This window comes from Frederiksenia canicola, from assembly GCF_011455495.1.
Taxonomy (GTDB): domain Bacteria; phylum Pseudomonadota; class Gammaproteobacteria; order Enterobacterales; family Pasteurellaceae; genus Frederiksenia; species Frederiksenia canicola.
The window spans coordinates 274,617-295,968 of sequence record NZ_CP015029.1 but is presented as its reverse complement, the minus strand read 5'-3'; the positions used below and the strand labels follow the sequence as shown (position 1 = coordinate 295,968).

At 44.6% G+C, this 21,352-nt stretch carries 25 protein-coding genes; 16 read left to right on the top strand and 9 right to left on the bottom strand.

The window, feature by feature from the left end; translation table 11 throughout:
- Positions 1-3 precede the first annotated feature (3 nt).
- Genes waaF through rfaC form a run of 3 tightly spaced genes read left to right on the top strand, consistent with a single transcriptional unit; the run spans position 4 to position 2,543 of the window.
- Complete coding sequence (gene waaF / locus A4G17_RS01400; RefSeq protein WP_123956892.1) at positions 4-1,056, top strand: lipopolysaccharide heptosyltransferase II; 1,053 nt, start codon at positions 4-6, stop codon at positions 1,054-1,056.
- Positions 1,046-1,612 (top strand): hypothetical protein, encoded by a 567-nt coding sequence (locus tag A4G17_RS01395; protein WP_123956891.1) that lies wholly within the window; start codon positions 1,046-1,048, stop codon positions 1,610-1,612. The genes waaF and A4G17_RS01395 overlap by 11 nt, the downstream gene beginning before the upstream one ends.
- Entirely contained in the window at positions 1,593-2,543 is a 951-nt protein-coding gene (gene rfaC / locus A4G17_RS01390; protein ID WP_123956890.1) for a lipopolysaccharide heptosyltransferase RfaC, read from the top strand. The genes A4G17_RS01395 and rfaC overlap by 20 nt, the downstream gene beginning before the upstream one ends.
- 20 nt (positions 2,544-2,563) lie before the next feature.
- Here the strand turns inward: rfaC and crp are convergent, their stop codons facing one another.
- From crp to coaBC, 7 genes are read right to left on the bottom strand one after another with little or no spacing between them, the layout of a single operon-like run.
- Complete coding sequence (crp, locus tag A4G17_RS01385) at positions 2,564-3,238, bottom strand: cAMP-activated global transcriptional regulator CRP (protein ID WP_123956889.1); 675 nt, start codon at positions 3,236-3,238, stop codon at positions 2,564-2,566.
- Between the two features lie 60 nt (positions 3,239-3,298).
- Positions 3,299-3,520 carry a YheU family protein gene (locus tag A4G17_RS01380; RefSeq protein ID WP_123956888.1) on the bottom strand — a complete coding sequence of 74 codons (222 nt, stop codon included), beginning with the start codon at positions 3,518-3,520 and terminating at the stop codon, positions 3,299-3,301.
- Between the two features lie 8 nt (positions 3,521-3,528).
- The gene (slmA, locus tag A4G17_RS01375; protein WP_123956887.1) at positions 3,529-4,134 is read right to left on the bottom strand and encodes a nucleoid occlusion factor SlmA; all 606 of its coding nucleotides are present in this window, start codon (positions 4,132-4,134) and stop codon (positions 3,529-3,531) included.
- Between the two features lie 41 nt (positions 4,135-4,175).
- Positions 4,176-4,631, bottom strand: a complete 456-nt coding sequence (dut, locus tag A4G17_RS01370) for a dUTP diphosphatase (RefSeq protein ID WP_123956886.1) — start codon at positions 4,629-4,631, stop codon at positions 4,176-4,178.
- Between the two features lie 14 nt (positions 4,632-4,645).
- Positions 4,646-5,302, bottom strand: coding sequence for a YARHG domain-containing protein (locus tag A4G17_RS01365; protein WP_123956885.1), 657 nt, complete (start codon positions 5,300-5,302; stop codon positions 4,646-4,648).
- 15 nt (positions 5,303-5,317) lie between these two features.
- Positions 5,318-5,632 carry a hypothetical protein gene (locus A4G17_RS01360; RefSeq protein WP_123956884.1) on the bottom strand — a complete coding sequence of 105 codons (315 nt, stop codon included), beginning with the start codon at positions 5,630-5,632 and terminating at the stop codon, positions 5,318-5,320.
- Positions 5,632-6,834, bottom strand: a complete 1,203-nt coding sequence (coaBC, locus tag A4G17_RS01355; RefSeq protein ID WP_123956883.1) for a bifunctional phosphopantothenoylcysteine decarboxylase/phosphopantothenate--cysteine ligase CoaBC — start codon at positions 6,832-6,834, stop codon at positions 5,632-5,634. The genes A4G17_RS01360 and coaBC overlap by 1 nt, the downstream gene beginning before the upstream one ends.
- Before the next feature lie 162 nt (positions 6,835-6,996).
- Between coaBC and radC the strand changes: the two genes are divergently transcribed.
- The 5 genes from radC (at position 6,997) to ddc (ending at position 11,709) form a co-directional block, all read left to right on the top strand.
- Positions 6,997-7,686 (top strand): RadC family protein, encoded by a 690-nt coding sequence (gene radC / locus A4G17_RS01350; RefSeq protein ID WP_123956882.1) that lies wholly within the window; start codon positions 6,997-6,999, stop codon positions 7,684-7,686.
- 139 nt (positions 7,687-7,825) lie between these two features.
- On the top strand, positions 7,826-8,062 hold the full coding sequence (rpmB, locus tag A4G17_RS01345) for a 50S ribosomal protein L28 (protein ID WP_006251446.1): 237 nt from the start codon (positions 7,826-7,828) through the stop codon (positions 8,060-8,062).
- A gap of 11 nt (positions 8,063-8,073) precedes the next feature.
- A complete protein-coding gene (gene rpmG / locus A4G17_RS01340) occupies positions 8,074-8,244 on the top strand; it encodes a 50S ribosomal protein L33 (RefSeq protein ID WP_077464092.1) in 171 nt (56 codons plus the stop codon).
- A gap of 386 nt (positions 8,245-8,630) precedes the next feature.
- Positions 8,631-9,995 carry a diaminobutyrate--2-oxoglutarate transaminase gene (locus A4G17_RS01335; protein WP_123956881.1) on the top strand — a complete coding sequence of 455 codons (1,365 nt, stop codon included), beginning with the start codon at positions 8,631-8,633 and terminating at the stop codon, positions 9,993-9,995.
- A 181-nt stretch (positions 9,996-10,176) separates the two neighbouring features.
- Complete coding sequence (gene ddc / locus A4G17_RS01330; protein WP_123956880.1) at positions 10,177-11,709, top strand: L-2,4-diaminobutyrate decarboxylase; 1,533 nt, start codon at positions 10,177-10,179, stop codon at positions 11,707-11,709.
- A gap of 85 nt (positions 11,710-11,794) precedes the next feature.
- Here ddc and nhaA read toward each other — a convergent pair whose 3' ends face one another.
- Positions 11,795-12,976 (bottom strand): Na+/H+ antiporter NhaA, encoded by a 1,182-nt coding sequence (nhaA, locus tag A4G17_RS01325; protein ID WP_123956879.1) that lies wholly within the window; start codon positions 12,974-12,976, stop codon positions 11,795-11,797.
- A gap of 201 nt (positions 12,977-13,177) precedes the next feature.
- On the opposite strand from nhaA, the gene rpmH reads away from it, so the two are divergent.
- The 3 genes from rpmH to yidD are packed head-to-tail and all read left to right on the top strand — an operon-like array spanning position 13,178 to position 13,975.
- Positions 13,178-13,312: a 50S ribosomal protein L34 gene (rpmH, locus tag A4G17_RS01320; protein ID WP_005599701.1), complete on the top strand. Its 135-nt coding sequence runs from the start codon at positions 13,178-13,180 to the stop codon at positions 13,310-13,312.
- Between the two features lie 28 nt (positions 13,313-13,340).
- Positions 13,341-13,715, top strand: coding sequence for a ribonuclease P protein component (rnpA, locus tag A4G17_RS01315; RefSeq protein WP_123956878.1), 375 nt, complete (start codon positions 13,341-13,343; stop codon positions 13,713-13,715).
- Entirely contained in the window at positions 13,664-13,975 is a 312-nt protein-coding gene (gene yidD, locus A4G17_RS01310; RefSeq protein ID WP_123956877.1) for a membrane protein insertion efficiency factor YidD, read from the top strand. The genes rnpA and yidD overlap by 52 nt, the downstream gene beginning before the upstream one ends.
- Here yidD and A4G17_RS01305 read toward each other — a convergent pair.
- Positions 13,961-14,566 (bottom strand): YigZ family protein, encoded by a 606-nt coding sequence (locus A4G17_RS01305; RefSeq protein ID WP_123956876.1) that lies wholly within the window; start codon positions 14,564-14,566, stop codon positions 13,961-13,963. The two genes, yidD and A4G17_RS01305, sit on opposite strands and share 15 nt — an antisense overlap.
- 167 nt (positions 14,567-14,733) lie before the next feature.
- On the opposite strand from A4G17_RS01305, the gene A4G17_RS01300 reads away from it, so the two are divergent.
- The 5 genes from A4G17_RS01300 to rsmB all read left to right on the top strand — a co-directional run bounded on the left by A4G17_RS01300 (position 14,734) and on the right by rsmB (position 21,352).
- Positions 14,734-15,696, top strand: coding sequence for a TAXI family TRAP transporter solute-binding subunit (locus tag A4G17_RS01300; RefSeq protein WP_123956875.1), 963 nt, complete (start codon positions 14,734-14,736; stop codon positions 15,694-15,696).
- Between the two features lie 138 nt (positions 15,697-15,834).
- Positions 15,835-18,468 (top strand): TRAP transporter permease, encoded by a 2,634-nt coding sequence (locus A4G17_RS01295; RefSeq protein ID WP_123956874.1) that lies wholly within the window; start codon positions 15,835-15,837, stop codon positions 18,466-18,468.
- Positions 18,469-18,614: 146 nt separating this feature from the next.
- The gene (locus A4G17_RS01290) at positions 18,615-19,040 is read left to right on the top strand and encodes a universal stress protein (protein WP_123956873.1); all 426 of its coding nucleotides are present in this window, start codon (positions 18,615-18,617) and stop codon (positions 19,038-19,040) included.
- A gap of 51 nt (positions 19,041-19,091) precedes the next feature.
- Entirely contained in the window at positions 19,092-20,045 is a 954-nt protein-coding gene (gene fmt, locus A4G17_RS01285) for a methionyl-tRNA formyltransferase (protein ID WP_123956872.1), read from the top strand.
- The gene (gene rsmB, locus A4G17_RS01280) at positions 20,042-21,352 is read left to right on the top strand and encodes a 16S rRNA (cytosine(967)-C(5))-methyltransferase RsmB (protein WP_123956871.1); all 1,311 of its coding nucleotides are present in this window, start codon (positions 20,042-20,044) and stop codon (positions 21,350-21,352) included. Before fmt ends, rsmB begins: the two co-directional genes overlap by 4 nt.

Here is a 21,352-nt window from a genome sequence, read left to right as displayed (position 1 = left end):
CACATGAATATTTTAGTGATTGCACCATCTTGGGTGGGGGATATGATGATGTCTCACACCTTGTATCAACAGCTCAAGCAGAACTATCCCAATAGCAAAATTGATGTGATGGCACCAGACTGGTGTCGTCCATTGCTTGCTCGCATGCCCGAAGTACGAAAGGCGATTTCTATGCCGATTGGACACGGCTCTTTTGCGTTATGCAAGCGGTATGATTTGGGCAAAAATTTGCGAAATCAGTATGATTTGGCAATTGTGTTGCCAAACTCGCTGAAATCCGCATTTATTCCCTTTTTCGCCAGAATTCCGCAACGCCGTGGCTGGAAAGGCGAAATGCGTTACGGCTTTTTGAACGATCTACGAACGAATAAGCACGACTATCCGATGATGGTACAGCGTTATTTGGCGTTGTCATACGATCAAAATCAGATCCCCACAGCTGAAAATTTGCCTGAAGTTTATCCGTATTTGCAAGTCGATGCTGAGCAAATTGGCAAAACCAAACAGCTATTCGCCAAACAGTTTGATGATGCCGAAAATCGCACCGCTATTGGTTTTTGCCCTGGGGCTGAATTTGGACCAGCCAAACGCTATCCCCACTACCATTACGCGAATGTTGCAGCAAAATTGATCGAGCAGGGCTATTCGGTGCGTCTGTTTGGCTCAAAGAAAGATGAAGCCGTGGGCGAGCAAATTCGCTCCGCCTTACCTGAACATTTACAACGTTATTGCATCAATTTAGCGGGGCAGACCGATCTCAACCAAGCGGTTGATTTAATCGCTGATTGTGCAGCGGTGGTGAGCAACGACTCGGGGCTGATGCACATTGCAGCGGCTCTCAATCGCCCGCTTGTTGCACTTTATGGACCAACCAGCCCGCAATATACCCCGCCGCTGTCGAAAAATGCGGTGATTATTCGCTTGATTGAAGGTGGGCTGATTAAAGTCCGTAAGGGCGAGGCGGCGGAAGGTTATCACCAAAGCCTGATCGATATTTCACCAGAAATGGTATTGGCGCAATTGGCTCAACTGTTGGAGAAACACAATGCGAATTAAATTTCAACACCCCTATACGAAATCCTATGAGAAAATGGTATTTCAAGTCGGTAAGCTGATCTATAAAAAAGAGACACGCCTACTGTGTTTTGCTGATGTGATCGTCTTTTTGCCTTTTATTATGGCGTTAGCTTTTGTGGCTTTGACGATTGCGGATTGGCAAGAAGAATTTTATGACTGGTTTGAGAGTCACGTTATGTGGTGGCTCGGTTGGGGGCTAGTTGGTTATGCTTTCCTGATTGAAATTTATGCCACGCTTATTCGTCCTTCTATTTATAATCTGAAAATCTTGCGTGACAATAAAAATATGACGGAATCAACAACCGAAATAGAGATTCAGTCGCAAGGGCTTTTCTATAAAACGGGGATGTTCGAAGGCATTTATCGTTACTCGTTTATTTCACAGGTGCTAGATATGCAAGGGTATCTTGTGATGATACTCAATGGGACGCATTTGATCGCTGTTCCCCACACTGCTTTTGACAGCAATGAGCATCGCCAAGCCTTTTATGACCAATTGGTTGGAAAAATCCGTGATGAAAGTTTGTCTGGTTAAAACCTCATCAATGGGCGATGTGATCCACACCTTGCCCGCGTTAACCGATGCCCAAATGGCGATCCCAAACTTGCACGTTGATTGGGTAGTGGAACCTGCTTTTGCGGAAATTCCACGATGGCATTCAGCAGTACGAAACATCATTCCCTTTGCGTTGCGAAAATGGCGTAAGCGGTTATTTTCTAAAGACACTTTGCAGCAGTGGCAAGCCTACAAGCAGCAGCTCCAAACGGAACAGTATGATGCAGTGATTGATGCCCAAGGTTTGCTAAAAAGTGCTGCATTGGCAACCCATTTGGCAAAAGGCATCAAATACGGCTACGACAGACATTCCGCTCGTGAAGGTTTAAGTGCCTGTTTCTACGATAAAAAATTTGCAATTTCCTATCAACAGCACGCTGTGGAACGTATTCGCAACCTGTTTTCGCAATCTCTTGGGTATAATTTACCTACCGCTGTGGGCGATTACGGAATTGCAAAACTTTTTCAGGAACTGACCGCTTGTCAGCCCTATATCATTGCCATTCATGCAACAACACGAGCGGATAAACATTGGCAAGAACAACGTTGGGCAGCACTTTTTGATGCACTCACCGCACAAAACCTAGCAGTGCGTTTGCCTTGGGGAAATGACGTTGAACGCCAGCGGGCAGAAAGGCTTGCGGCAGGCAATCCATTCATTCAAGTGTTACCCAAACTGAGTTTGACAGAATTGGCTCAACAACTTAGCCAAGCTCAAGCCGTGGTTTCGGTGGATACAGGGCTAAGCCATTTGACTGCGGCATTGGATAAACCAAATGTAATTTTATATGGGGCGACCGATCCGAAATTGATTGGAGCCTATGGGAAAAATCAGATCTATCTGCAAGCAGGTTCAATGAACAACATTGAACCAAATCAGGTTTTACAGGCATTAAAAAAGGCGATTTAATCGCCTTTTTCATTTTAGAATTATCGTGTGCCGTAAACGACAATCGTTTTACCATGAGCAGTAATGAGTCCTTCATCTTCAAGCATCTTCAAAATTCTGCCAACGGTTTCACGAGAACAACCCACCATTTGCCCAATTTCTTGACGGGTAATTTTGATTTGCATTCCTTCAGGGTGCGTCATGGCATCAGGCAGTTTAGCGAGATTCATCAACGTTTGTGCGATTCGACCGGTTACGTCTAAGAAGGCTAAATTACTCACTTGACGAGAGGTCATTCTCAAACGACGTGCCAATTGAGTCGAAAGATACATCAAAATATCAGGGTTTAAATGCACTAACTGTTTAAATTTCTTATAAGAAATTTCTGCAATCTCGCAGTTGCCTTTAGTGCGAACATAAGCTGTGCGAGGCTGAACTTTATCTTCAAATAAGCCCATTTCACCCACAAACTCGCCTTGCCCTAAATTTGTTAGCAACATTTCTTTGCTTTCATCATCTTTGATAAAGACAGACACCGCACCGCTGACAATATAAAACAGCGATTCAGCTTCTTCGCCTGCATGAATCAGCGTGTATTTAGCAGGATAACGGTGAATATGGCAGTGGCTTAAAAACCATTCAACAATCGGATCGTGGATTGATGGCAACGGACTCACATTTTCAAGTTGAGCCGTAGAAATGGAAACATCTTGCATAAAATCGTTCTAATCCATTGAAATTATTATCATAACAGGCGAATTTTAGCACAATTCTACCTATTCCCCTAAGAAAGATTTTTTCTCTTTAATATCAAGACTTTGGTGAAGTTCTGACCACACAATTACTACTTTCTCTGCCTGTAATTGTGTCAGTAACCGTTGGCGTTTTTCATCAAGAGAAAGCTCTCGTTCACCGTAATCTGTACCTTCTCGTAAAATAAAAGAATCAAGCACATTATAAAGCGTGGTTTGTTCGAGAGCTTGCCATGGAATGATCATGAAGAATCCTAATAAAACAGCGGTTTAATTAACGCCCACTGTTTTTCAAAATGTTGATGTTGATTGAAGGTAAAATTAGAACGCACTAAACGTAGAAATTGCCCTTCGCAGAAGGTGACTAAATAACCCGCTAATGCACGTTCGTCAGCAAAGGCTTTGCCTTCACGGAGCTTGCTCATTTGCAGTAAGTTCACAAATTGTAACTCTAAACCATCAAAAAATTTTGACACACGAGCTTTGAGAACGTCTTCTTCAAACATTAACGCGTGCCCAGTAAGAATTCGTGTGACTCCGGGGTTTTTTTGAGCAAATTCAAGCACCACTTGCAAAATCGCTTTGACGGCAACTTCGGTATTTTCTTTGCGTTTATTGGCGTTAATATGGCTTATTAAGGTAATTTCAATTCGCTCGATCAACGCTTCAAACATTTTGGTTTTGCTTGGGAAATAGCGGTATAACGCCCCTTCCGATACACCAACAGCGGCTGCCAAGCGTTCGGTGGTAATTCGTTGCATCCCATTTTCTGAGTTCAGTAAACCAATTAAGACTTCAAGCACTTGTTGCCGACGTTCTTTTATTGATTTTTTCGGCATTTTGACCACAGGTTCTATCACAGTTTCTCCTTTGCAAAAAATTTCATTGATCTGACCGCTTGTTATTGTTTGCCCGAATGCCCGAAACCACCTTCGCCACGGTCAGTGGCAGTGAATTCTTGGACGATATTGAAACTTGCTTGCACTACAGGCACAAACACGAGTTGTGCAATGCGATCGCCCATTTCAATAGTGAATGGCTTGTTGCTTCGGTTCCAGAGCGACACCATGAGCGGTCCTTGGTAGTCGGAGTCGATGAGTCCCACCAAATTGCCAAGTACAATACCATTTTTATGCCCTAACCCCGAACGAGGTAAGATCACGGCGGCTAAATTCGGATCGGCGATATAGATCGACATGCCCGTTGGGATCAGCACGGTTTGCCCCGCTTCCACGGTCATCGGTTGTTCAATCAACGCTCGTAAATCTAAACCTGCTGAGCCTTCAGTGGCGTACGCAGGTAAGGGAAATTCACTGCCAATACGGCTATCTAGAATTTTTAAATCGATTTGTTTCATTGTGATTCCTTTTTTTACCCAGCAATTTCAACTTTCTCAAAAATAAGTTTGTCGTTTTCTAATTTAAAATTCCATTGAATCAGCCATTCGTCATACTCTTTCCAAGGTTCTTGTTCTGATGTTTGTTCATGATAGGAAAGTATCACTTTCTCACCTTCTATAAGAACATGGAAGCGTTTTTCGAGAACACCATCATCAATACGAACAGTGTAGAACTCATTGCGAAAGGCGCTCAAATCAAGGTGTTGAAGTAAGGCTAAAAAATCGACTTGTGTTCCTTCTGGGAAGTCGATATTCCAGCGTGAGGATAACTCGCTGCTTGGTGTCTGTTTTAACGCATTAAGCTCTTCTATTATGGCTTGCCGTGCTTTATTCAATGATTTTATTTTTTTATCTAGCAATGTGACATTCTGCTTTTCTATTTCGCTTAAGGACACTTCCCCTGGTTTTGGTTGATACCAATCTTGGTTCTCAAAATAATCCTGCAGATCGGGATGGTTAAACTGATGCCCATGAATGGCAAAGATCTCATTTTTGATTATCCATAATCTGCGGATATTATTCCCGAGTTCATTTTCGGTTAGTAATTTCTGAGAACAAGAAGGACATAATAATTCAGCCTTACAATAGGCAGAGAACAGTAAACTAATAAAAAAGAGCATTCTAAACATTGGATTATTCCTAAATTAAATACTTTTTAAAATCTGACACGGCAGCCAGCCCACTTTGTCACCTTGCTTAACCACCGCCCATTCATAGTGTAATTCAAGTAGTTCAACGACTTCATTTTCGCCTATCACAAGTTCGGTTGGATCGTAATCTATCACGAGCTGATTATCGTCAACAAAATGGCTCGGTACATAAACTTGATAGCCTGCAATTTCGGCTTGTAACCAATTTTCATAGTGAGCACATTTCGCCAAAATATTCACGGCACAGCCTTTGGGAAAACGAGGAAATTGCCCTTCGCCTTGATGAGATTTGACGGTGATTAGCTTCATTATTTTTCCCGATAACGTTCAACAATTTCATTCACCAAGGTTTTGGCGAGTTCGGTTTTGTCGGCAAGCGGTAAGGTTTTCTCGCCATGTTGCCAAAATAGGTGCAGGGTATTGTGATCTTGCCCGAATACCTGCCCGCCAGAGACATCATTGGCACAAATCAAATCCAACTTTTTGCGTTGTAGCTTGCTTTTGGCGTATTCTGCTACGTTTTGCGTTTCTGCGGCAAAGCCTACGGTAAAGGGACGATTTTCGGTAAGATGAGCGATATTGGCGATAATATCGGGGTTTTTCACCAATTTTAGCGTCAAGGTGTCGCTGTCATCGGTTTTTTTCAGCTTCTGCTCAGCAATCTGTTCTACCCGATAATCGGCCACTGCCGCACAGCCGATAAAAATGGCAGATTGTTGAGCGGAAGTGACCGCTTGTTGTGACATTTCTAAGGCAGAAACCACATCAATGCGTTGCACATGTTGTGGGGTTGCTAAATTCACGGGACCTGAAATCAAGGTCACTTTCGCTCCCCGTTTAGAGAAAGCATCGGCAATCGCAAAGCCCATTTTGCCAGAACTATGATTGCTGATGTAGCGTACGGGATCAATCGCTTCTTGAGTTGGGCCTGCAGTGATAGTGATCGTGAGATCGGCAAGATCTTCACATTCGGCAAAATGCTCATGAATAGCGTGGAAAATTTCGCTCGGTTCTGACATTCGCCCTGCTCCAACATCGCCACAAGCTTGGAAACCATCGTTCGGACCCACTGTCAGCACGCCCTGCTTACGCAATTTTTGCAAATTTTTCTGCACAACTGACCGCTTGTACATTTGTTGATTCATTGCTGGAGCCAGTAAAATCGGTGCAGCGGTCGCTAAACAAAGGGTAGAAAGCAGATCATTACCCATTCCCACACGCAGCCGAGCGATAAAATCGGCACTTGCTGGGGCGATCACCACCAAGTCCGCCCACTTCGCTAACTCAATATGCCCCATAGCCAGTTCTGCTTGCGGATCAAGCAGTGAAGTTGATACTGCATTACCCGAAATTGCTTGCAAAGTGAGCGGGGTAACAAAGGCTTCTGCCGCAGGAGTCAGCACCACACGTACTTCTGCATTAGCGGTACGCAACAAGCGAATGAGTTCAATGGTTTTATAAGCAGCGATCCCACCAGTGATCCCCACCACGATTTTTTTATTGGTCAGCATGTTGGCATTCCGTCTCAAAATAAAGTACCTATTTTACGCAAACAGGCACTCACTCACAACGCCCTATTTTTGCGATCTCTGTCGAAAAATAGGGCAATTTCTTTTGTATCAAAGAGTTACTCTCCTTATGCTTTTTATCAATCAAGTTGATTGGATAGAATTATGGCAAAAACAATAGGGCAAATGCCTCGTGAAAAATTGCTGGAATCGGGGGCGGAATCTTTAAGTGATGAAGAGTTGTTAGCCATTTTTTTACGCACAGGGATTAAAGGCACACCCGTGTTAGCCTTGGCGGAAAAGGTGTTAAATCATTTTGGCTCATTGCGGGGATTATTGTCTGCGAATTTAGACACTTTTTGCCGAGTCAAAGGACTTGGGCAAACGCAATATATTCAATTGCAAGCCACCAAGGAGATGAGCAAACGGTATTTCACTCAAGCAATGGAGATGAACGGCACGATCAGCGATCCTGATTTAGCCGTGCTGTATTTTCAGGCGATGCTGGAAGATGACGAACGAGAGGTTTTTATGGCTTTATTTTTGGATAATCAGCATCGTCTAATTCGTCAGGAAAAGCTTTTTTTCGGAACGGTTAATCAAACAGTGGTACATCCGAGAGAGATCATCAAAATCGCCTTAAAATGTAATGCTGCAGCGATTCTTGTTGCACACAATCACCCGTCTGGTAGCAGTGTGCCTAGCGAGGCGGATAGGCATATGACAAAACGTATCGAAATGGCATGCGATTTAGTCGATGTGCGGCTGGTTGATCATATAATCATTGGTAAAGGTGAGTATTTTTCGTTCGAGGAAGAGAAAATTCGCAATGAATTTGAACAAATTTCCCCTTGAATGAGTGCGTTAAAGTCAGTATAATCCGCAGTCTTTAAAATAGTCTGTGGGTCGGGTGCTATACCTGACGAGGTAATCAGCTCGAGCTGATAACCCGAACCATTTAGCTTAAGCTTAAGTAATCATTGGAGAATTTCAAATGTCTAGAGTCTGTCAAGTAACAGGCAAGCGTCCAGCAGTTGGTAACAACCGCTCACACGCAATGAATGCGACTAAACGTCGTTTTCTACCAAACCTTCACACTCACCGTTTCTGGGTTGAGAGCGAAAACCGTTTCGTTACTTTACGCTTAACAGCGAAAGGTATGCGTATTATTGATAAAAAAGGCATTGATGCAGTGTTAGCTGAAATCCGTGCTCGTGGCGAGAAAATCTAAGGAGCTAAAAGATGGCAGCTAAAGGTGCTCGTGAGAAAATTAAATTAGTTTCAACTGCTGAAACTGGTCATTTCTACACAACAACTAAAAACAAACGTAATATGCCAGAAAAAATGGAAATCAAAAAATTTGATCCAGTTGTGCGTAAACACGTTGTTTATAAAGAAGCAAAAATCAAATAATTTGTTTCTTAGCGAATTGAACCCAGCGAAAGCTGGGTTTTTTATTGCTGAATTTTACGAGTTGGCAACCGTTTGCCTTTTGTGGAGCAAATTTGCAAAAAATGGGTAGAAACTAACCGCTTGTTGTCAAAAATCCCTTTCATTTTTGTTAAAAGAATGTACCATTAGCCGCCTTAAATATAGCTCTATGTTTAAGATGTTGTTTCCAACCTATCCCATTCCTTGGGGATCAAATAGGGCAAAAACAAAAAAGCTGAAACGCTTTTTTTAATAAGTAGCGAGTCAAATGCCCCAAGGCATCTTATCTTTCAGGATAAGAAAGCTTAGGCTTTCCGCAAGGCACCCGACTTATTTTTTTCACCTCTTATAGAAGGTCTATTCATATCATGACAAACACGCCTGTTAATCCAATTAACCAAGCAACCAACGAATACTACTTAACTCGCCAAAACGAAATGGAATCGAACGTGCGTAGTTACCCACGTAAATTACCTTTAGCCATTGCCAAAGCACAAGGCTGTTGGGTAACGGACGTAGAAGGCAATGAGTATCTTGATTGCTTAGCCGGTGCAGGAACATTAGCCCTAGGGCACAATCACCCAGCGGTAATCCAAGCGATTCAAGATGTCTTAGCGAGCGGTTTACCATTACATACGTTAGATTTAACCACTCCATTAAAAGACGCATTCACCGAAGAATTACTCTCATTCTTCCCGAAAGGCGAATACCGCTTACAATTCTGCGGACCATCAGGTGCAGACGGTACAGAGGCCGCGATTAAATTAGCTAAAACTTATACTGGTCGTGGCAATGTAATCTCATTCTCTGGTGGCTACCATGGTATGACCCATGGTTCACTTTCCATGACAGGTAACCTCAACGCAAAAAATGCAGTTCAAAACTTAATGGCTGGCGTGCAATTTATGCCATATCCGCACGAATACCGTTGCCCATTAGGCATTGGTGGCGAAGCGGGTGTTGAAGCCTTAACTTACTATTTCGAAAACTTTATTGAAGATGTTGAAAGTGGTGTCGTTAAACCTGCAGCAGTGATTCTTGAAGCAATCCAAGGCGAAGGCGGCGTAGTAACCGCACCAGTGAAATGGTTACAAAAAATCCGTGAAGTGACCAAAAAACACGGCATCGTGTTAATTTTAGACGAAGTTCAAGCAGGTTTCTGTCGTTCAGGCAAAATGTTCGCTTTTGAACACGCCGGCATTGAGCCAGATGTGGTGGTGATGTCAAAAGCAGTGGGCGGTAGCTTACCACTTGCCGTACTTGCCATTAAGAAAGAGTTTGATGCGTGGCAACCAGCAGGACACACAGGCACATTCCGCGGTAACCAACTGGCGATGGCAACAGGTTACGCTTCATTAAAAGTGATGAAAGAGCAAAACCTAGCGAAAAATGCGGAAGAGCGTGGTGAATTCCTAAAAGCAGAATTGAAAAAATTAGCAGAAACCTACGGTTGTATCGGCAACGTGCGTGGTAAAGGTTTAATGCTTGGTATTGAAATTGTTGATGAGCGCCAACCACAAGATCGCATTGGTTCTTACCCAGCCGACGGTGTGTTAGCCGCTGAAATTCAAAAAGCGTGCTTCAAAAACAAATTATTACTTGAGCGTGGCGGACGTGGCGGTAACGTTGTGCGTATCCTTTGCCCACTGATCATCACTCAAGCAGAATGTGAAGAAATGATCAAACGCTTCACACAATCAGTACAAGATGCGTTGAAAGTAACACGTTCTTAATCGTAAAAAATAATAAATGTCTGCCCCCGTTTACGGGGGAAGTACCCTGCGAAGCAGGGGTAGGGGGCAACAAGCGGTCAAATTTGTTGAAAAATTTGCAAATGCCCCCTTCGGTTTCGCCTACGGCTCAACCACTTCCCCCGCAAGCGGGGGCAGAATTTTACCCTTTAGGAAACAATCCATGACAACTCTCTCAAAACACAAACAAGCTCTGTTCTGCAACAATGCAAATGCGATTGCAGACTACCAAAGCGCAATGAATACCGCCGTACAAGCGGTCAGTGCTTGGCTAAAAAATGAAAAAATGTACACTGGCGGTTCGATCAAACAACTTCGTTCAGAAATCGCATTTAATCCAACCCAAGAAGGCTTTGGTGTTGAAAAATCACTCGACCGTTTAGTTGAGCTATTCTTAAACAAAAGCTTAAAAGTGCATCACCCGCACTCATTAGCACACTTACATTGCCCGACAATGGTCACAAGCCAGATCGCAGAAGTGCTGATTAACGCGACCAACCAATCAATGGACTCTTGGGATCAAAGCCCTGCTGGCTCGTTAATGGAAGTACAATTAATTGAGTGGCTGCGTGAAAAAGTTGGCTATGGCAAAGGACAAGCGGGCGTATTCACCTCTGGTGGTACACAATCTAACCTAATGGGCGTGTTGCTTGCTCGTGATGCTTGCATTGCAAAACATTGGAAAAATGAAGATGGCTCAGAATGGTCGGTTCAGCGTGACGGGATCCCTGCCGATGCGATGCAGAAAGTCAAAGTAATCTGTTCAGAAAACGCCCACTTTTCTGTGCAAAAAAATATGGCGATGATGGGAATGGGCTTCCAGTCTGTTGTGACCGTACCTTGCAATGACAACGCTCAAATGGATGTTGATGCTCTTGCAAAAACCATCGACGATCTGACCGCTTGCGGAAAAATTGTCGCTTGTGTGGTGGCAACCGCGGGTACAACTGATGCGGGTGCTATCGACCCACTGAAAGAAATTCGTGCCATTACCGATCAATACGGCATTTGGATGCACGTTGATGCAGCTTGGGGCGGTGCATTACTGCTTTCAAATGAATATCGCCACTTCTTAGATGGCATTGAGCTAACGGATTCCGTAACACTCGATTTCCACAAACACTTCTTCCAAAGTATCTCTTGTGGTGCTTTCTTACTCAAAGATGAAAAAGAGTACCGATACATCGACTACAAAGCGGACTATCTCAACTCAGAGTATGATGAACAGCATGGCGTGCCAAATTTAGTGGCAAAATCGTTACAGACGACACGCCGTTTTGATGCGTTAAAACTGTGGTTCACCGTTGAAGCTCTCGGCGAGCAACTTTATGGTTCAATGATCGACCATGGCGTAAAACTCACTCGTGAAGTGGCGGATTACATCAAAGCCACTGATGGATTAGAACTTTTAGTTGAGCCACAATTTGCTTCTGTTTTATTCCGAGTTGTACCGCAAGGCTATCCAACAGAATTTATTGATAGCTTAAACCAAAATGTTGCCGATGAGCTCTTTGCACGTGGTGAAGCGAATATCGGTGTTACCAAAGTGGGCGATGTGCAATCACTCAAAATGACCACACTAAGCCCAATCGCTACCCTTGAAAACGTTCAAGCGTTATTAGCTCAAGTGTTAAGCGAAGCTGATCGTATTAAAGAGGCGATTGCAAAAGGTGAATACACCCCAGCGATTGACTAAGTGCTTGTTAAAATGAGAAACCCCATACCGCCTGTAGCCGTATGGGGTTTTGATTTGCAAAAAAGGGTGCGAAACTGACCGCTTGTTAGGCTTTCTTGCTCACCGGTTTGGTGCAAGCTTTGAGTAAGAAGTAGCCCGCAATTGCCGAAATAAAGGAACCCATCAAGATGCCGAGCCGAGCGAGAGACATAAATTTACCATCTGTTTCCTCCCCACCGAAAGCGAGTCCCGCTAAGAACATTGACATGGTGAAACCGATTCCACACAAGACGGAAATCGCAAAAATTTGCTTGAAATTGATCCCTTCAGAGAGTTTTGCTATGCCCAGTTTCACTGCTAAATAGCTGAAACTAAAGACACCAAGTGCTTTTCCTATCACTAAACCAAAAGCGACACCTAAGGTTAATGGAGAGGTGAAACTGCTTACGCCCATGCCAGATAAGGTAACGCCAGCATTACAAAATGCGAAAAGAGGTAAAATAATGAAAGAACACCACGGTGCAAGCATGTGTTCAAAGTCATGCAATGGCTCTTCCCCATTTTTGCCTTTGAGTGGAATGCAAAAACCAATAATCACGCCTGCCAGCGTGGCGTGAACGCCTGATTTTAACACGGAGGCCCATAAAATCACGCCAACCGCAATATAAGCACATAAAGCGCTGACTTTCATCCTATTTAATACGACAAGTGCAACAATAGCAATGCCAGCAGAGACTAAAGCGGTGGTGCTCAGATCATTGGAGAAGAAAATGGCGATAACCACAATGGCACCTAAGTCATCAATAATCGCCAGTGCAAGAAGGAAAATCTTCAACGCAAAAGGCACACGTTTGCCGAGTAAGGCGAGAACGCCCAATGCGAACGCAATATCGGTTGCCATTGGAATCGCCCACCCAGAATGATGCTCAGGAATGTTTGCATTCATGACCCAATAAATCAGTGCTGGTACAACCATACCACCCACGGCACCAATGGCTGGGAAAATGGCTCGCTGATAGCTAGAGAGTGCACCAACAAGTAGCTCTCGTTTGACTTCTAAACCAACTAATGTGAAGAAGACCGCCATGAATCCATCATTTACCCACATAATTAAGGGTTTATGAATACTAAAAAGCCCAATTTGTATGCTCACAGGCATTTCAAGAAAATCGAAATAAAGATTACTAAAAGGGGTATTGGCCAATACAATTGCTACGGTTGCAAAAAAGAGCAGTAACATACCGCTTGCGGATTCAAGTTTAAGAAAGTCTTTGATTTTATTGATCATTAGTCACTCCTATAATGTATTCGTGAATAATAGTAGCAAATTCTTTCAATAAAGAAATCTATTTCAATTAAGCAAAGTGTGATCAAACACAAATTTTCGGTATTTACCTTGATCTTTTGATTCTTTATCGGTAAAATCCGCACTCTATTTTTTATGTTCCTTATTTGGTATTTGCCAATTTTAAATTTTTAGGTAGAAGCAATGAAACGTACATTTCAACCATCAGTATTAAAACGTGCTCGTACTCACGGTTTCCGTGCTCGTATGGCAACGAAAAACGGCCGTCAAGTATTAGCACGTCGTCGTGCTAAAGGTCGTAAGAGCTTATCTGCATAATTGCAATAAGCAAGCCGAAACACCCAGTGTGAATAAGCTAACTTTTTCTCGGGAGCTACGTCTGTTAGCTCCCGTTCAATTTAAAGCGGTCTTTGAACAGCCAAATCGGGCTAGCACGCCGCAACTTACCCTTCTCGCTCGCCAAAATAACGCCGAAAATGCCCGTTTGGGTTTAACGGTCGCCAAAAAACATCTCAAACGTGCTCATGATCGCAATCGTATCAAACGCATTGTGCGGGAAAGTTTTCGCTTGAAACAGCACGACTTACCAAATTATGATTTTGTGTTTGTCGCAAAAGGTGGGATTGGTAAACTGAGTAACGCTGAACTGTTTGAAACTCTCGAAAAACTATGGCAACGCCACATTCGTCTCGCCCAACAAGCTCGCAAAGACCCAGCCTAATCGCTTATTTGCTACTTGGCATTGTTCATTTTTATCGCTATGCGATAAGCCCTTTGCTCGCTCCCCGCTGCCGATTTTATCCAACCTGTTCTCAATATGCTCTTGATGCCATTCGCATTCATGGTGGAGTAAAAGGCGGCTGGCTCGCATTAAAACGGATTGCTCGTTGTCATCCGTTGAGTGAGGGCGGGGAAGATCCCGTTCCACCAAAAGCAGAATGTGGCTGTTGCAAAAAATCGTCAAAATTAGACCGCTTGTAAACGCAACCTACCCGCAAAGCGTCGGGTGATTTCCGTTTGAATTTCAGGTAGTTGGCTTGGATTGATGCCAAAGGTTAATTCAATTTTCTCACCGAACTGCTGATCAATTAGCTCAATGTCCCGTTGCTCAATCAAATTCTGAATACTGTGGAATTGGTCGTAATCACACTGCAAGCGGTAACTTTCTCGCAATACTTTGCGAATGGTGTCGAGCTGCATCAGTGCTTGCTGCACACCATTGCCGTAGGCTTTGACTAATCCGCCTGTGCCGAGCAAAATTCCACCATAATAACGCACCACCACCGCACTGATCTCCCCCAAACCGCTGCCGAGTAAGTAATTCAACATTGGCTTGCCCGCGGTGCCTGAAGGTTCACCATCATCGGAAAATCCATATTGCTGTGAATCCATCGGCATACCCGCCACACACGCCCAGCAGTGATGGCGAGCTTGTGGGTGTAACGCTTTGATTTCTGACCAAAAGGCTTTGGCTTGATCGATGCCTTCGGTATGACGGACATAGGTAATAAATCGGCTTTTTTTGATTTCTTCTTCAAAAATAGCGTACGCTTTTGGAATAAAAAATTGCATAATTTAGCTTTCTGGTAACAAATTTGTGAAAATTTTGTGATCTTTATCTGATTCTTTAAAGAAAACGTTTGCCTATCTAGGCAAAGTCGAGTATATCTATAGCGTTTTTTAGTGGAAAACACGGTGTTACCGTTATTCTATTCTTTCCTGACAAGAGGATCTATTAGATGAAAAATTTATTGAAACTTTCATTAGTTGCTACATTAGCGGCTTCTGCGTTTTCTGCTCACGCAGAAGAGAAATTCATCACCATCGGAACAGGTGGTCAAACTGGGGTTTACTATGTGGTGGGACAATCGATCTGTCAATTAGTAAATCGTGACACGGCAAAAACTCAGGTGAAGTGTAACGCTCCTTCAACAGGTGGTTCGGTGGCGAACTTAAACTCAATCGCGGATAAACAAATGGATATGGGGATTGCGCAATCCGACTGGCAATTCCACGCCTATAATGGATCAAGCTCTTTTGAAGGCAAGAAAAATGACAAATTGCGGGCGATTTTCTCTATCCACCCAGAGCCGTTTACGGTAATGGCTCGTGATGATTCAGGGATTAAATCGTTTGATGATTTGAAAGGTAAACGTGTAAACGTAGGTGATCCAGGCTCAGGTACCCGTGCAACAATGAACGTGATTTTGAACGCAAAAGGTTGGACGGATAAAGAGTTCAAAGTGGCTTCAGAATTAAAACCGGCGGAAATGGCATCGGTAATGTGCGATAATAACTTAGATGCCGTTACTTATAACGTTGGTCACCCAAATGGTGCGTTAAAAGAAGCAGCTGCATCTTGTAATGCACACTTAGTCCCTGTGACAGGTGAGGCGATCGATAAATTAGTGGCTGACCACGCTTACTACGCTAAAGCGACTATCCCAGGCGGCTTATACAAAGGTACCGACAACCCAGTAGAAAGTTTCGGTGTGTATGCAACACTTGTGACTTCTGCTGATGTGGATAACGACAAAGTGTATGCGGTTGTGAAAGCGGTGTTTGATAACTTCGACCGATTCAAACGTTTACACCCAGCCTTTGAAAATCTTAAACAAGAAGATATGATCAAAAACGCGCTTTCTGCCCCACTTCACGAAGGTGCAGTGCGTTATTACAAAGAGAAAGGTTGGTTGAAATAAAATGCTAGGGTAGGTCAAACCCCACTCTACGATTTTTACTTTGGCAATTTTGCCCTTTCGGTCCATTAACAAGCGGTCACTTTCTTGCAAAATTTTGCAAAAATCCGACCGCTTGTTTTCGCATTTTTAGGAATTCCTATGTCCGTACAAGAAAAAACAGCAACCCTTGATGATCTACAAGATATGGTCGCCTCGAACGATTCGGGGGGGCGTAATCCGAGTGGATTCACCAAAAAGCTGATTGTGGTAACGGCGATTTTGTGGTCGTTATTCCAACTTTATTACACCTCGCCGTTTCCGTTTTGGTTGCAAGAAGTGATCCGCAACATTGGGTGGGATCTGAATGTGGTGATTGATGATACCAAAGCTCGTTCGGTGCATTTGGCATTCGCCTTATTCCTTGCGTATCTCTCTTTCCCCGCTTTTGCCACTTCGCCAAAACACCGTGTGCCTTATCAAGACTGGATGTTTGCAACGCTTGGGGCGTTTTTAGGGGCATATTATCTGTTCTTTTATGAAGGATTAGTGACTCGCTTTGGTGCCCCAAATACACAGGATATTATCGCAGGCTGTTTGGGCATTTTGCTATTGTTAGAAGCTTGTCGCCGTAGCCTTGGCTTGCCGTTGGTGATTATTGCGGGTGTATTTTTGCTGTATAACTATTTCGGGCAGTTTTTGCCGACGGATTGGATCATCAGCCACCGTTCAGGTTCGCTATCGCAAATCATTAACCAACAGTGGATCACCACTGAAGGGGTGTTTGGCGTGGCGTTAGGGGTTTCGACCAAATATGTGTTCTTATTCGTGCTATTCGGTGCCTTGCTCGACAAGGCGGGTGCGGGCAACTACTTTATCAAAACCGCCTTTGCATATTTAGGGCATTTCAGCGGTGGACCCGGTAAAGCAGCGGTGGTTTCATCGGCATTAACAGGCTTGGTGTCGGGTTCATCCATTGCCAATGTGGTGACGACAGGGACGTTCACTATTCCGATGATGAAACGGGTTGGCTTGAGTGCGGAAAAAGCAGGTGCGGTAGAGGTCGCCTCGTCAGTAAACGGGCAGATTATGCCGCCAGTGATGGGGGCTGCCGCCTTTTTGATGATTGAATACGTCAATATGCCATACAGCCAGTTGATCACCCACGCATTCTTGCCTGCGTTTATTTCGTATATTGCGTTGGTATATATCGTCCATCTTGAAGCTCAAAAACTTGGTTTGAAAGGCTTACCACGCACTGATCCGCCAAATCCGATTTATATTACCTTAATTCGTGCACTGGCCAGTTTCTTGGTGATCTGCATCGTCTATTTTGCAATGGATTTTGGGTTAGGTTGGATTAAAACCGTCACTCCTGATTACGCGTTCTCTATTGTATGCGTGCTTTTAACTGCCGTTTACTTAGGGTTAATTCGCCGTGTGGCAAGCTTCCCAGATTTAGAGCCCGATGATCCGAATGCGAAAATCGTCAAATTACCGTCCACGAAACCGACGGTGAACGCTGGCTTACACTACTTACTGCCTGTCGTCGTGTTGATGTGGTGTTTGATGATCGAACGGATGTCGCCAGGGCTCTCCGCCTTCTGGGGCACAATGGCGTTGGCGGTGATTTTGATTACCCAACGTCCTTTACTGGCTTTCTTCCGCCACGAAAATACCAACAAACTTGCACTGGCTAAACAAGGTGTACAGGAATTAGTGGACGGCTTGGAAGCCGGTGCTCGCAATATGATCGGTATCGGTATCGCTACCGCAACAGCGGGAATTATCGTTGGCGTGGTGGCACTGACTGGTTTTGGTGTGCAGCTTTCTGGCATCATCGAAATGCTCTCAATGGGCAACATTTTGTTGATGCTAATTTTAGTGGCGATTTTCAGCTTAATTCTGGGAATGGGCTTGCCGACTACCGCCAACTACATCGTGGTCTCTTCCTTAATGGCGTTGGTGATTGTCGAGATTGGTAAACAAAACGGCTTGATCGTACCGCTGATTGCCGTCCACTTGTTCGTATTCTACTTCGGTATTATGGCAGATGTCACTCCGCCCGTTGGCTTAGCGTCTTTCGCTGCCGCAGCGATTTCAGGAGGCAGCCCAATCAAAACTGGGGTGCAAGCCTTCTATTACAGCTTGCGAACGGCGGTACTACCATTCCTGTTCATCTTCAACACCGATTTATTGTTAATTGATGTCAGCTGGGCGAAGGGCATTTTGGTGTTCATCACGGCAACCATCGGGATTTTAGTTTTTACCGCTGCAACAATGAACTACTTCTTCGCCCGCAATAAATGGTGGGAAACCCTGATTTTATTGTTAGCGGCGTTTACCTTGTTCCGCCCAGGCTTCTTTATGGAAAAGATCTCGCCAACGGCACGCTATATTGAACCCGTTCAGTTGCAGCAAGAACTCGAAAAAGCAACTGTGGGGCAAACGCTAACCTTAAAAGTGGCAGGGCTAAACCCATACGGCAAGGAGATCGAATTTTATTCACAATTGGCAGTGCCTGAAGGAAAAAGCGGCGAAGATCGTGTTAAAGCTCTTGGTTTAACGCTGCTTGATACTGGTGAAAAGATCGAGTTTGTCGGTAATCCATCGCCGAAGATTTTGATCGATAATGTGGAAATCGACTCGCCTGCCGCAAAAGCAGGGCTGAACTGGGATCAAACAATTCTCGAAGTTGCCCTTCCGCAAGACTCGCTACCGAAAGAACTTATGTTCTTCCCTGCGTTACTGCTGATTTTCGGTGTTGCGTCGAATCAACGCAGACGGAGAGTATAACGTGATGTAAGGATTGAGCCTGTGCTCAGCCCTTTAGAGAGATGACATTGTGACAAGCGGTCAGATTAGTAAAATTTTTTGCAAATCTAACCGCTTGTACGGGCGGGCACAGACCCGTTCCTACGATAACAACAAACGGATACAAAATGTACAACAAACTATTAATTGCCATTGATCTAAACGATCTCAAAAGTGCCAAATTTGTGGTGGAAACAGCACTGAATATCACTGCTCATAATCCTGATGCGATTTATCGGGTGGTCACCATCATCGAGCCGATTGACGACAGCTTTATTGCTTCGTTCTTACCAAAAAATTTCGATAAATCGGTAATCGCCGAAGCCAACAAAGCACTACACGATTTCACCCAAGCCCATTTCCCTGCGGGTTCAAAAGTGCAACACATTGTGGCTCATGGCACGATTTATGAAGAAATTAACCGCATTGCGGAAGAAAAATCGGTAGATCTAATCGTCATGCTCGCCAGCAGTAAACCGAATGCCAAAGGCTTGAGTTCGAACACCGTCAAAGTCGCTCGCAACAGTAATAAGCCGATTTTGATTCTGCGTTAAATTCCATTTTGCGTTACAATAATGCCATTCAATTTTGAGTGGCATTTTTTTATGAAAAAACTAAACATCATCTTTGCTGGTACGCCTGATTTTGCGGCGACCCATTTGCAAACGTTGCTAAATTCAGAACACAATGTGGTGGCGGTTTATACCCAGCCCGACAAACCAGCAGGGCGAGGCAAAAAATTGCAAGCCAGCCCCGTCAAACAGTTGGCGGAACTTCACCAAATCCCCGTTTATCAGCCGAAGTCATTACGCAAAGAAGAAGTGCAAGCCGAATTAAAGGCGTTGAATGCGGATGTGATGGTGGTGGTCGCATACGGTTTGATTTTGCCCGAAGCCGTGCTGAACGCCTTTCCTTATGGCTGCTTGAATGTGCACGGCTCATTGTTGCCCCGTTGGCGTGGGGCGGCACCGATCCAGCGAGCGATTTGGGCAGGTGATAGCGAAACGGGCATCACTATTATGCAAATGGATGTCGGTTTAGACACGGGCGATATGTTGCATAAAGTGTATTGCCCGATCAGCCCAACAGAAACTTCTGCCAGTTTATATGCCAAACTTGCTGAGCTTGCCCCTGCCGCCTTGCTTGAGGTGTTGAACGGTTTAACAAGTGGTCAATTTTCACCTGAAAAACAGCAAGACGAATTAGCAAACTATGCGGAAAAACTCACGAAAGAAGAAGCAAAACTAGACTGGAATTTGACCGCTTGTCAGCTTGAACGCAATATTCGAGCCTTCAACCCCGCACCGATTGCCTATTTGACCTTGAATGTCAATGGCGTTGAAGAACGGGTAAAAGTCTACCAAGCCGATGTACAGCCACATCAACCTAAACCGGCTGGAACGGTACTTACAGCCGATAAAAACGGCATCCAAATTGCCACGGCAGACGGCGTGTTGAATCTCACTCAGTTACAGCCATCGGGCAAAAAACCGATGAGCGTGCAAGATTTTCTCAACGGACGAGGCGAATGGTTTAAGGTGGGAGACATCATTTCGTGAAAAAACACTCCTCTCGTGCTGTCGCGGCACGGATTATTTTACAAGTACTTGATGAAGGTAAATCGCTATCAAGTTTGCTGCCTGAAGCACAATTGCAAGTGGAAAGCAAAGATGTTCCGCTTGTGCAAGAAATTAGCTTCGGGGTATGTCGAGTGCTGCCACGGTTGGAGCATATCATCAAACAGTTGGTGGAAAAGCCGCTCAAAGGCAAAACCCGCTTGGTGCATTGTTTGTTGTTGGTTGGGCTGTATCAGCTACTTTATATGCGAGTGCCAGCCTTTGCGGCGGTGGACGAAGTGGTGAATGCCACGAAATCGTTGAAGCTGGATAATTTCCGTGCCTTAACTAATGGTGTGCTACGCCGTTTTTTGCGAGAGCAAGAGGCTATTTTGGCGAAAGTCGATAAGAATTGGGATACGTTGCACCCTGATTGGTTGGTGAACAAGCTGAAAAAAGCCTATCCGATGACGGCCAGCCCAAATTGGCGGGAGATTGTGGAGGCGAACAACCAACGCCCACCGATGTGGATTCGAGTCAACCCTACCCATTCTACTGTAGCAGATTATGCCGCAGAACTGGGTTTGCTCGTTGCGAGCGAGTCTTGCGCGACTGCACCGCCTTGTGCCTTGCGACTGAGTTCACCACAAGCGGTCAGTTCCTTACCAAATTTTGCAAATGGCGGGGCAACGGTGCAAGATGCCCACGCACAGTGGTCGGCCTTGCTCCTTGATGCTCAAAATGGCGAACGGATTTTAGATGCTTGTGCCGCCCCTGGTGGAAAAACCACCCACATTTTAGAGCGAGCACCACAGGCAAAAGTGGTGGCACTAGATATTGAAAACAGCCGCTTGCAACGGGTCAAAGAGAATTTAGCTCGCCTTGGACAAACGGCAGAAGTGATTTGTGGCGATGCCAGCCAGCCATCACAATGGCTGGCTGATGATGTGATGTTCGATCGTATTTTGCTTGATGCCCCTTGTTCGGCTACGGGGGTGATCCGTCGTCATCCTGATATCAAATGGCTACGCAAGGAGAGCGATATTGCAGAACTTGCGGCATTGCAAAGGCGAATTTTAAAAGCACTGTGGCAGCGACTTAAGCCTAACGGTGTGCTGCTGTATGCGACTTGCTCGGTGATGCCAGAAGAAAATAGTGAACAAATTCAAGATTTTATTCAGCAAACGGCAGATGCAGAATTAGTCGAAATGGATTTCAATGGTGAGCGAACTACAATGAAACAGTTTGTGCCGAGCGAAAACGGTGGCGACGGTTTTTTCTATGCGAAATTGAGTAAAAAAGCAGGTTGA

Bases quoted from the DNA above. Each gene is read 5' to 3' on its own strand.
- dut (WP_123956886.1), bottom strand. From the start codon at position 4,631: ATGAAACAAATCGATTTAAAAATTCTAGATAGCCGTATTGGCAGTGAA.
- A4G17_RS01290 (WP_123956873.1), top strand. From the start codon at position 18,615: ATGTACAACAAACTATTAATTGCCATTGATCTAAACGATCTCAAAAGT.
- coaBC (WP_123956883.1), bottom strand. From the start codon at position 6,834: ATGCTGACCAATAAAAAAATCGTGGTGGGGATCACTGGTGGGATCGCT.
- nhaA (WP_123956879.1), bottom strand. From the start codon at position 12,976: ATGATCAATAAAATCAAAGACTTTCTTAAACTTGAATCCGCAAGCGGT.
- fmt (WP_123956872.1), top strand. From the start codon at position 19,092: ATGAAAAAACTAAACATCATCTTTGCTGGTACGCCTGATTTTGCGGCG.
- rfaC (WP_123956890.1), top strand. From the start codon at position 1,593: ATGAAAGTTTGTCTGGTTAAAACCTCATCAATGGGCGATGTGATCCAC.
- A4G17_RS01335 (WP_123956881.1), top strand. From the start codon at position 8,631: ATGACAAACACGCCTGTTAATCCAATTAACCAAGCAACCAACGAATAC.
- A4G17_RS01295 (WP_123956874.1), top strand. From the start codon at position 15,835: ATGTCCGTACAAGAAAAAACAGCAACCCTTGATGATCTACAAGATATG.
- A4G17_RS01305 (WP_123956876.1), bottom strand. From the start codon at position 14,566: ATGCAATTTTTTATTCCAAAAGCGTACGCTATTTTTGAAGAAGAAATC.
- A4G17_RS01360 (WP_123956884.1), bottom strand. From the start codon at position 5,632: ATGAAGCTAATCACCGTCAAATCTCATCAAGGCGAAGGGCAATTTCCT.
- rpmH (WP_005599701.1), top strand. From the start codon at position 13,178: ATGAAACGTACATTTCAACCATCAGTATTAAAACGTGCTCGTACTCAC.
- A4G17_RS01365 (WP_123956885.1), bottom strand. From the start codon at position 5,302: ATGTTTAGAATGCTCTTTTTTATTAGTTTACTGTTCTCTGCCTATTGT.
- crp (WP_123956889.1), bottom strand. From the start codon at position 3,238: ATGCAAGATGTTTCCATTTCTACGGCTCAACTTGAAAATGTGAGTCCG.
- ddc (WP_123956880.1), top strand. From the start codon at position 10,177: ATGACAACTCTCTCAAAACACAAACAAGCTCTGTTCTGCAACAATGCA.
- yidD (WP_123956877.1), top strand. From the start codon at position 13,664: ATGGCAACGCCACATTCGTCTCGCCCAACAAGCTCGCAAAGACCCAGC.
- radC (WP_123956882.1), top strand. From the start codon at position 6,997: ATGGCAAAAACAATAGGGCAAATGCCTCGTGAAAAATTGCTGGAATCG.
- A4G17_RS01300 (WP_123956875.1), top strand. From the start codon at position 14,734: ATGAAAAATTTATTGAAACTTTCATTAGTTGCTACATTAGCGGCTTCT.
- A4G17_RS01380 (WP_123956888.1), bottom strand. From the start codon at position 3,520: ATGATCATTCCATGGCAAGCTCTCGAACAAACCACGCTTTATAATGTG.
- waaF (WP_123956892.1), top strand. From the start codon at position 4: ATGAATATTTTAGTGATTGCACCATCTTGGGTGGGGGATATGATGATG.
- rpmB (WP_006251446.1), top strand. From the start codon at position 7,826: ATGTCTAGAGTCTGTCAAGTAACAGGCAAGCGTCCAGCAGTTGGTAAC.
- rpmG (WP_077464092.1), top strand. From the start codon at position 8,074: ATGGCAGCTAAAGGTGCTCGTGAGAAAATTAAATTAGTTTCAACTGCT.
- A4G17_RS01395 (WP_123956891.1), top strand. From the start codon at position 1,046: ATGCGAATTAAATTTCAACACCCCTATACGAAATCCTATGAGAAAATG.